Origin of the sequence: uncultured Pseudacidovorax sp., from assembly GCF_913773995.1 — a bacterium.
Taxonomy (GTDB): Bacteria; Pseudomonadota; Gammaproteobacteria; order Burkholderiales; family Burkholderiaceae_C; genus Xenophilus.
On record NZ_CAJYES010000229.1, the window covers coordinates 1 to 8021 of the forward strand.

6 protein-coding genes are annotated in these 8021 nt (G+C 68.5%); all 6 read right to left on the reverse strand.

All coding sequences use genetic code 11. The features are described from left to right. Window positions 1–2640 (reverse strand): retention module-containing protein (locus QZ772_RS21710; RefSeq protein ID WP_295530906.1); only part of this gene is annotated, 2640 nt, incomplete at its 3' end. 140 nt (window positions 2641–2780) lie between these two features. Next, window positions 2781–3419, reverse strand: coding sequence for a response regulator transcription factor (locus tag QZ772_RS21715; RefSeq protein ID WP_295530909.1), 639 nt, complete (start codon window positions 3417–3419; stop codon window positions 2781–2783). Between the two features lie 46 nt (window positions 3420–3465). Next, window positions 3466–4794: an HlyD family type I secretion periplasmic adaptor subunit gene (locus QZ772_RS21720; RefSeq protein ID WP_295530923.1), complete on the reverse strand. Its 1329-nt coding sequence runs from the start codon at window positions 4792–4794 to the stop codon at window positions 3466–3468. A gap of 120 nt (window positions 4795–4914) precedes the next feature. Next, complete coding sequence (locus tag QZ772_RS21725) at window positions 4915–7104, reverse strand: type I secretion system permease/ATPase (RefSeq protein ID WP_295530912.1); 2190 nt, start codon at window positions 7102–7104, stop codon at window positions 4915–4917. 15 nt (window positions 7105–7119) lie between these two features. Further along, window positions 7120–7449 (reverse strand): hypothetical protein, encoded by a 330-nt coding sequence (locus QZ772_RS21730; RefSeq protein WP_295530916.1) that lies wholly within the window; start codon window positions 7447–7449, stop codon window positions 7120–7122. A gap of 250 nt (window positions 7450–7699) precedes the next feature. Further along, the coding region (locus QZ772_RS21735; RefSeq protein WP_295530919.1) for an OB-fold nucleic acid binding domain-containing protein at window positions 7700–8021 on the reverse strand (322 nt) is incomplete at its 5' end.

The following is an 8021-nucleotide window of genomic DNA, read 5'->3' on the forward strand; positions in this document are numbered from 1 at the left end:
GCGGCCGTCGGTGGCCGTGTACGTGAAGGTCAGGTTGCCGTTGGAGTCGGGGTTGGGTGTGTAGAGCAGCGTGCCGTCGGCATTGAGGCTCACCACGCCGCCGGTCACGGCCACCGGGCCAGCGGCGATGTCCTTGCCGTCGACGGCGATGATCGTCAGCTTGTCGCCGTCGACGTCGGTGTCGTTGGCCAGCACGTCGATCTTGATCGGCGTGTCCTCGGCGGTCTTGGCCACGTCGTTCGACAGCGCGGGCGTGTCGTCCAGCGGCGTGGCGGTGATGTCCAGCGTGGTCGACGAGCCGGTATTGGTGGTGTAGGTGACCGTGGGCACCTGGCCGTTCCAATCGGCATTGGGCGTGAACACGTAGTCGCCGTTGGCCGCGATGGTGATCGTGCCCACGTTGGCGATGATGGCGGTACCGCCAGCCAGCACGGCGGCCTGGCCTGCCACCTGGAAAGAGGCCACGGACAGCGTGCTGTCCACGTCGCGGTCGTTGACCAGCACGTTGCCGATGGCGGGACTGTCTTCCGTCGTGGTCTTCACGTCGGGCGTCAGCACGCTGGCGTCGTCCACGGGCGTGATGCCCACGAACACCGTCGAGGTGGCGGTGCCGCCATTGCCGTCGCTCACCGTCACGGTGAACTGGTCGCTGCCGTTGTAGTCCTTGGACGGCGTGTAGGTGTAGCTGCCGTCGGCATTGACCACCACGGTGCCGTGGGTTGGGTCGCTGCCCTTGGTGAAGGTCAGCGGGTCGCCGTCCACGTCGCTCGCCGCCACCTTGCCGGACACCGGCGTGTCTTCGGGCGTGGTGATGCGGTAGTCGACCGTGGTCGGGTCGTAGGTCTGGCCGGGCGGGGGGCTGGGCGGATCGACGATCACCGGCGGATCGTTCACCGGCGTGATGCCCACGAACACGGTCGAGGTGGCCGTACCGCCGTTGCCGTCGCTCACCACCACGGTGAACTGGTCGGCGCCGTTGTAGTCCTTGGCGGGCGTGTAGGTGTAGCTGCCGTCGGCGTTGACCACCACCGTGCCGTGCGTCGGGTCGCTGCCCTTGACGAAGGTCAGCGGGTCGCCGTCCACGTCGCTCGCCGCCACCTTGCCGGACACCGGCGTGTCTTCGGGCGTGGTGATGCGGTAGTCACCCGTGGTCGGGTCGAAGGTTTGGCCGGGCGGGGGGCTGGGCGGATCGACGATCACCGGCGGATCGTTCACCGGCGTGATGCCCACGAACACGGTCGAGGTCGCCGTGCCACCGTTGCCGTCGCTCACCACCACGGTGAACTGGTCGCTGCCGTTGTAGTCCTTGGCAGGGGTGTAGGTGTAGCTGCCATCGGCGTTGACCACCACGGTGCCGTGGGTCGGATCGCTGCCCTTGGTGAAGGTCAGCGGGTCGCCGTCCACGTCGCTTGCCGCCACCTTGCCGGACACCGGCGTGTCTTCGGGCGTGGTGATGCGGTAGTCGCCCGTGGTCGGGTCGAAGGTCTGGCCGGGCGGCGGGCTGGGCGGATCGACGATCACCGGCGGATCGTTCACCGGCGTGATGCCCACGAACACCGTCGAGGTGGCCGTGCCGCCGTTGCCGTCGCTCACCACCACGGTGAACTGGTCGGCGCCGTTGTAGTCCTTGGCAGGCGTGTAGGTGTAGCTGCCGTCGGCATTGACGACCACTGTGCCATGCACCGGGTCGCTTCCCTTGGTGAAGGTCAGCGCATCACCGTCCACATCCGTGGCCGCGACCTTGCCCGACACGGGCGTGTCCTCGGGCGTGGTGATGCGGTAGTTGCCGGTGGCCGGGTCGAAATTCTGGTTGGCGGGCGGGTTGTCGGGGTTGCTCGGCACCGGCGCATCGTTGACCGGCGTGATGGTGATGGTCACCGTGGCCGTCGTGGTGCCGCCCTGGCCGTCGCTCACCGTCACGGTGAAGCTGTCGGTGCCGTTGTAGTCCTTGGCGGGCGTGTAGAGGTAGCTGCCGTCGGTGTTGACCACGACCACGCCATGCTGCGGATTGGTGGCGGGCGTGAAGGTCAGCAGGTTGCCGTCCAGGTCGGTGGCGGTGACACGGCCGGCGATGGGCGTGTCCTCCTGCGTGGTCACCCGGTCGTCCTGTGCGGTCGGCGCGTTGTTCGTCGCATTGGCCAGCAGCAGAGCGGCGCTGGGCGGCAGCGCCGCACTCGGCAGTGCCGTTCCATTGGCCTGGGCCAGGCCCAGGGAAGGGGTGGTCTCGACGATGCGGTCCAGCACCACGAAGGAGTGGCCTTCGCTGGCCTCGCCACCGGTCAGACCGGCGGCGGTCGGGTCCAGGTTCTGGAACGGATCTTCGCCACGGTTGAGGGCCTGGATCACCTGGTCCACCGCCGCGGTGCCCTTGTTGACGGCCCCCTCGGAACGCTCTGGCGTGGGCGCCGTGCCCAGCATCTCGGCGTTGGTCGACACCTCGCGCGGACCGGCCACTTCGACAACCCCCGCGGGAGTGCGCATCTCGAGGACGGCGCCGTCTTCGATGACCAGCTGCTGCCCTTCGCGGACGAGATCGCCAACCTGCAGCGCGCGCAGCTGGCCGGAAGGCAGCCGGATGAAGGCCTTGCCGATCAGGGCGGTGATGGACCCGGTGGCGGCAGCGGTCGTGGTAGTGGCCATGGCGTGTGTGGAGTTAGGTGAAAAAACGTTACGGAAAATGTTAATGAACGTTTCTTCCGCGCACATTGGCCTTGAGGACAATGCCGCCCCGCTTCTTTGCGGAACTAAGTCACACTTTTGGGGCTTGCGGCCCCGAAGGCCTACCGGATGCCGTGCACCCGCAGCGCCAGCTGCAGCCGGTCGGCCACGCCGAGCTTGTCGAAGGCGGTCGACAGGTGGGCCTTGACCGTGCGTGGCGTGATGCCCAGACGCTCGGCGATGGCGTCGTTGGCCTCGCCCAGCGAGGCCAGCTCGGCCACCTCACGCTCGCGCAGGGTCAGTCCTTGGGCCCAGGCCGCATCGGGGGCGGTCTTGGGCGGCTGCGCGGCCGGCCGGTCGTCCAAAAGCCGCAACAGGCGCGTGAGCAGATCGCGCCCGACCCAGAGCTCGCCAGAAGCCACCACCTGCAGCGCCTGCCGCACCGTCGGCAGCGGCGCATACAGGTGGCAGAAGCCTGCGGCACCGGCCTGCAGCACCGCCGCGCCCAGCCGGTCGTCCGCCACACCGAGACCGACCAGCACGTCGACGCCCGACAGCCGCCCCGTCCAGTGCGGGTCGTGCCATGCGGGCAGTCCGGGCATCTGCCCGTCCAGCAGCACCAGCCGCCGACCCTGCGCCCGCCAGTCGGCGAGCGCCGACAGGTCCGCGCCGCGCGTCACCGGCCAATCGCTGCCCAGCGGCGCCCAGCGCTCGGCGAGCACGTCGTCATGGGTCAGGATCAGCAAGGATTCAGGCGTCATCGACAGGCGGCAGAGGGTCAGGGTCGAAAGAAGCGGCGAAGGGCTGTCAACGCTCCGTGAGCGCGCGCTCCTTGGCCCGCAGCACCGGCTTGAGCAGGTACGACAGCACCGTCTTCTTGCCGGTCAGGATGTCCACCTCGGCCACCATGCCGGGCAGGATGGGCAGTTGCTGCTCGCCGATCTCGCTCTTGGTGGTGCGCACCCGCACCAGGTAGAAGGCGTTGCCCTTCTCGTCGGTGACGGTGTCGGCGCCGATGGTCTCCAGCTTGCCGTCCAGCGAGCCGTAGGTGGCGAAGTCGTAGGCGGTGAACTTGACGATGGCCGGCTGCCCTGGCACCAGGAAGGCGATGTCGCGCGGCGCCACCTTGGTCTCCAGCAGCAGCGTGTCGTCGCTGGGCACCACTTCGAGGATCTGCTTGCCCGGCTGCACCACGCCGCCCACGGTGTTGGCCATCAGCTGCTTGACGATGCCGCGCACCGGCGAGCGGATCTCGGCCTGCTTGACGCGGTCGGCCAGGCCCACACTGCCGGCCTGCAGGGCGCCGAGCTTGGTGGTCACTTCGGACAGCTCGCTGCGTGCCTGGTTGCGCAGAGTCAGGTCCACTTCCTCGATCTTGCGCTGGGCCTCGCCGATGGCGGCCTGGATGCGCGGGATCTGGGCCGAGGCCATGTCGCGCTCGCCGCGGAAGCGGGCCACGTCGCGCTCGAGGCGCAGCAGCTCCACCTCGGACACGGCGCCGGTGCGGATCAGCGGACGCGTCACCTCCAGCTCCTTGGCGGTGAGCTGGTAGCTCTGCGAGGCCTGGGCCTGCTTGGAGGCCACTTCGGCCAGCTCCTGCCGGCGCTGGGCCAGCTGCTGGCGCGCCACGCCGACCGAAGCCTCGAGTTCGGCGCGACGGGATTCATAGGCCACGCGCTCCTGCTCCACCACGTCGGGAATGGCCTTGCGCACCTCCTCCGACACATTGAAGGGCTTGCCCGAGGCCAGCGCCTCCAGCCGCGCAGCGCGCGCCTGCAGCGTGTAGACCTGGGCCTTGTTCTCGGCCAGCGAGGAGTTGAAGCGCGTCGGGTCGATGCGCAGCAGCACCTGGCCGACATCCACCTTCTGGCCTTCGCGCACCAGGATCTCGGAGACGATGCCGCCGTCCAGGCTCTGTATCTGCTGCACCTGGCGCGAGGGGATCACCTTGCCCTCGCCGCGGGTCACCTCGTTCAGCTTGGCAAAGGCGGCCCACACCAGCAGCACCACGAAGGCCGCGAGCGTGATCCACACGGCCAGCCGCGCGCCACGGGCCTTCTGCTCGGCGATGGCCCATTCGGCATCGGCGCCGAAGTCCTTCTCGTCGTGCAGTTCGGCGCGCTCGGCGCCGTCCATCCAGCGGTCGAAGACGCGGCCCACCCGGGCCGCGAAGCGCGACCAGCGGCGGGACAAACGGGCGAAGAAGGTGTTCTTCTGGGGAACGGTCTTGATCTGCAACATGTGCCTGCCCTCCCCTCAGCCCGCGCGGCCCACGCGGCCCTGCTGCAGGGCCTGGATGACCTGCGCCTTGGGGCCGTCGGCCACTACCTGGCCGTTGTCCATCACGATCAGCCGGTCCACCAGGTCCAGCAGCGAGGTGCGATGGGTGATGAGCAGCAGCGTCTTGTTGCGCGCGAAATGGGCCAGGCGGCTCTTGAGCCGCTCCTCGCTCTGGTGGTCCATGCTGGACGAGGGCTCGTCCAGCAGCAGCATGGGTGGATCGGCCAGCACGGCGCGGGCAATGGCCACCGCCTGGCGCTGGCCACCCGAAAGCGATTCGCCGCGCTCGCCCACCAGCATGTCGTAGCCCTGCGGATGGGCGTCGGCGAACTCGGCCACGCCCGACAGGTCGGCCGCCGCCAGCACCGCGCTGTCGTCGGCGAAGGGCGCGCCCAGCGTGATGTTGTGGCGCAGCGAGCCGTAGAACAGGCTGATGTCCTGCGGCACGAAGCCGATGGCGCGCCGCAGTTCGGCCGGGTCGAGCTGGCGCGAGTCGATGCCGTCGATCAGCACCTGGCCGCGCGAAGGCCGCCACAGGCCCAGCACCATCTTCTCGAGCGTGGTCTTGCCCGAGCCGATGCGGCCGATGATGCCCACCTTCTCGCCCGGCGCGATGCGCAGGCTCACGCCACGCAGCACGCCCTGCTCGCGGCCGGGATAGGCGAAGTGCACATCCTTGAATTCGATGGCGCCCTGGAACTGCGGACGATGCACGAAGGGCGCGTCCTCGGGGCGCTCCACCGGCATGGTCATGGTCTGCTCCACCGAGGTGAGCGAGGTGCGCGCCTGGTGGTACTGCGTCAGCAGCGCCGCCACCTGCCCCAGCGGCGCCAGCGCGCGCCCCGACAGCATCGAGGCCGCGATGATGCCGCCCATGGTGATGCGCGCATCCTCCAGCTGGTAGACGCCGACGATGACCACGCAGATGGTGGTCAGCTGCATCACGAACTGGGTGAAGTTGACGTTGGCCGAGGACAGCAGCTTGAGCCGCGAGCCCACCTGCGCCAGGAAGCGCGTGGAGCGCTCCCACTGCCGCTGCACGGTGCCTTCGGCGCCGAGGGTCTTGACCGTCTCCAGGCTCACCAGGCTTTCGACCAGCACCGCGTTGCGCTGGGCCGAGGCGCGGTAGGTGGTCTCGGTCAGGTCGTGCATCTTGTGCTGCACCAGCAGCGAGGCGATGACCACGAGCAGGATGCCCACCACCGGCGGCACCACCACCCAGGGCGAGATCCACACCATCGCCCCCAGGAACAGGAAGATGAAGGGCAGATCCACCAGCGTGGTGAGCGTGGCCGAGGCGATGAAGTCGCGCACCGACTCGAAGCTGCGCAGATTGGAGGCGAAGGAGCCCGCCGAGGCCGGCCGCGCGTCCATGCGCAGGCCCATGACCCGCTCCATGATCTGCGAGGAGAGGTGCACGTCGATGCGCTTGCTGGCCGTGTCGACGATGTAGGCCCGCACGGTGCGCAGCACGAAGTCGAACACCAGCACCAGCAGCACGCCGATGGCCAGCACCCACAGCGTGTCGGTGGCGCGGTTGGGCACCACGCGGTCGTACACGTTCATCGAATAGAGCGGCACCGCCAGCGCGAACAGGTTGACGGCCAGAGCGGCCAGCAGCGCGTCGCGGTACAGGCGCCAGTTCTGGAACACGACGCCCCAGAACCAGTGGCGCCCACGCAGTGCACTCACCTGCGGCGCGCGGGCCTCGAAGCGGAAACGCGGGCGCAGCAGCACGGCCACGCCGATGTATTCGACGGCCAGCGCATCGGCGTCGATCACCTCCGACGATTCGCCGAACTCCGGCCGGCGGATGCGCAGGCGGCCGTCCTCCAGCCGCTCCTGCAGCACGCAGGCATGGCCATTGGCCAGCAGCAGGATGGCCGGCAGGTGCGAGGTGCCCAGGCCTTCCAGAGGCCGCCGCACCAGTCGCGCAGCCAGATGCGCCCGGCCGGCGGCGCGCAGCAGCAGCGAGGGCGTCAGGCGGCTGTCCACCAGTGGCAGGCCGGCGGTGAGCGCCTCGGCGCTCCAGGGCTGACCGTGCATCTGGGTGATGGCGATCAGGCAGTCGAGCAGCGGGTCTTCGTGGAGCAGGCGCTCGTCCGGAACATGCGACGACGATGCCGTGCGTGCCGCAGGCACGCTGGTTTCAGGCGTGGAAGACATTCGTGGGAAAGACTCTCAGATGACGTCGTCGCCGGGCAGCAGGTCCAGGCGGTCGCGCAGGTGCTGGCGCAGGTCCTTGCGCGCCAGCAGCTTGCGCTGGGCCTCCAGCGGCAGGTCGGTCAGGCGCAGCAGGTTCTTGTCGATGAGCGCATCGATCACGTCCTCCAGCACCCGGATGAAGTCGCTGTCGAGGTTGCCGAAGGCGGCCGAGGGCCCCGAGGCCGGCTCGCCCACGAAGGCCCTCACCTCGGCCGCCTGGGCGTCCAGCCATTCGCTCGCCTGCGGCTGCGCCGCGACGAACATCGCCACGATCTCTCCCTGGGTGTTGCGTTGGACGAAGGGCATGGAGGCGTACCGGAAAGGGCTAAACCTTTAGGCTGAAGTTGAGAGTCATGTTAGCTTAGTTAACGATAGTAAAAATATGTGACTTGCACCACACCCGTCAGCTTCATGGTGGGATTGATGCAATTTTTCGGCTCAATGCGCCCTGGACTGAAGGCCAGACCACGCTTCGTCAGAGGTTTTTTTGACGCAGTGCTTAAGCTTTTTTTTAACCTTCATGGATGCGGCCAGGCGCATCCGCGGCAGTCATGCGTCAGTGGAAGTCGCGGCTCTTGTTCTCGCGCGCCAGGCGGCCCAGTAAGGGTGTGAGATCGCGCATGGCCTCGGCGACCAGGTGGCAGACCTTGCCGCCGCTGTCGTGGTCGCGCTGCCAGGTGCCGCGCACGGCCAGCAACTGCGACTTGAGCAGCGGCTCGCGCCATTGCTCCGCCACGCGGGCCCAGACCACCACGTTCACGGCGCCCGTCTCGTCCTCCAGCGTGACGAAGACGGTGCCCTTGGCGGTGCCCGGCCGCTGGCGCACGGTGACGATGCCGCAGGCACGAACGGATGTGCCGCCGGGGATGGCGCGCAAG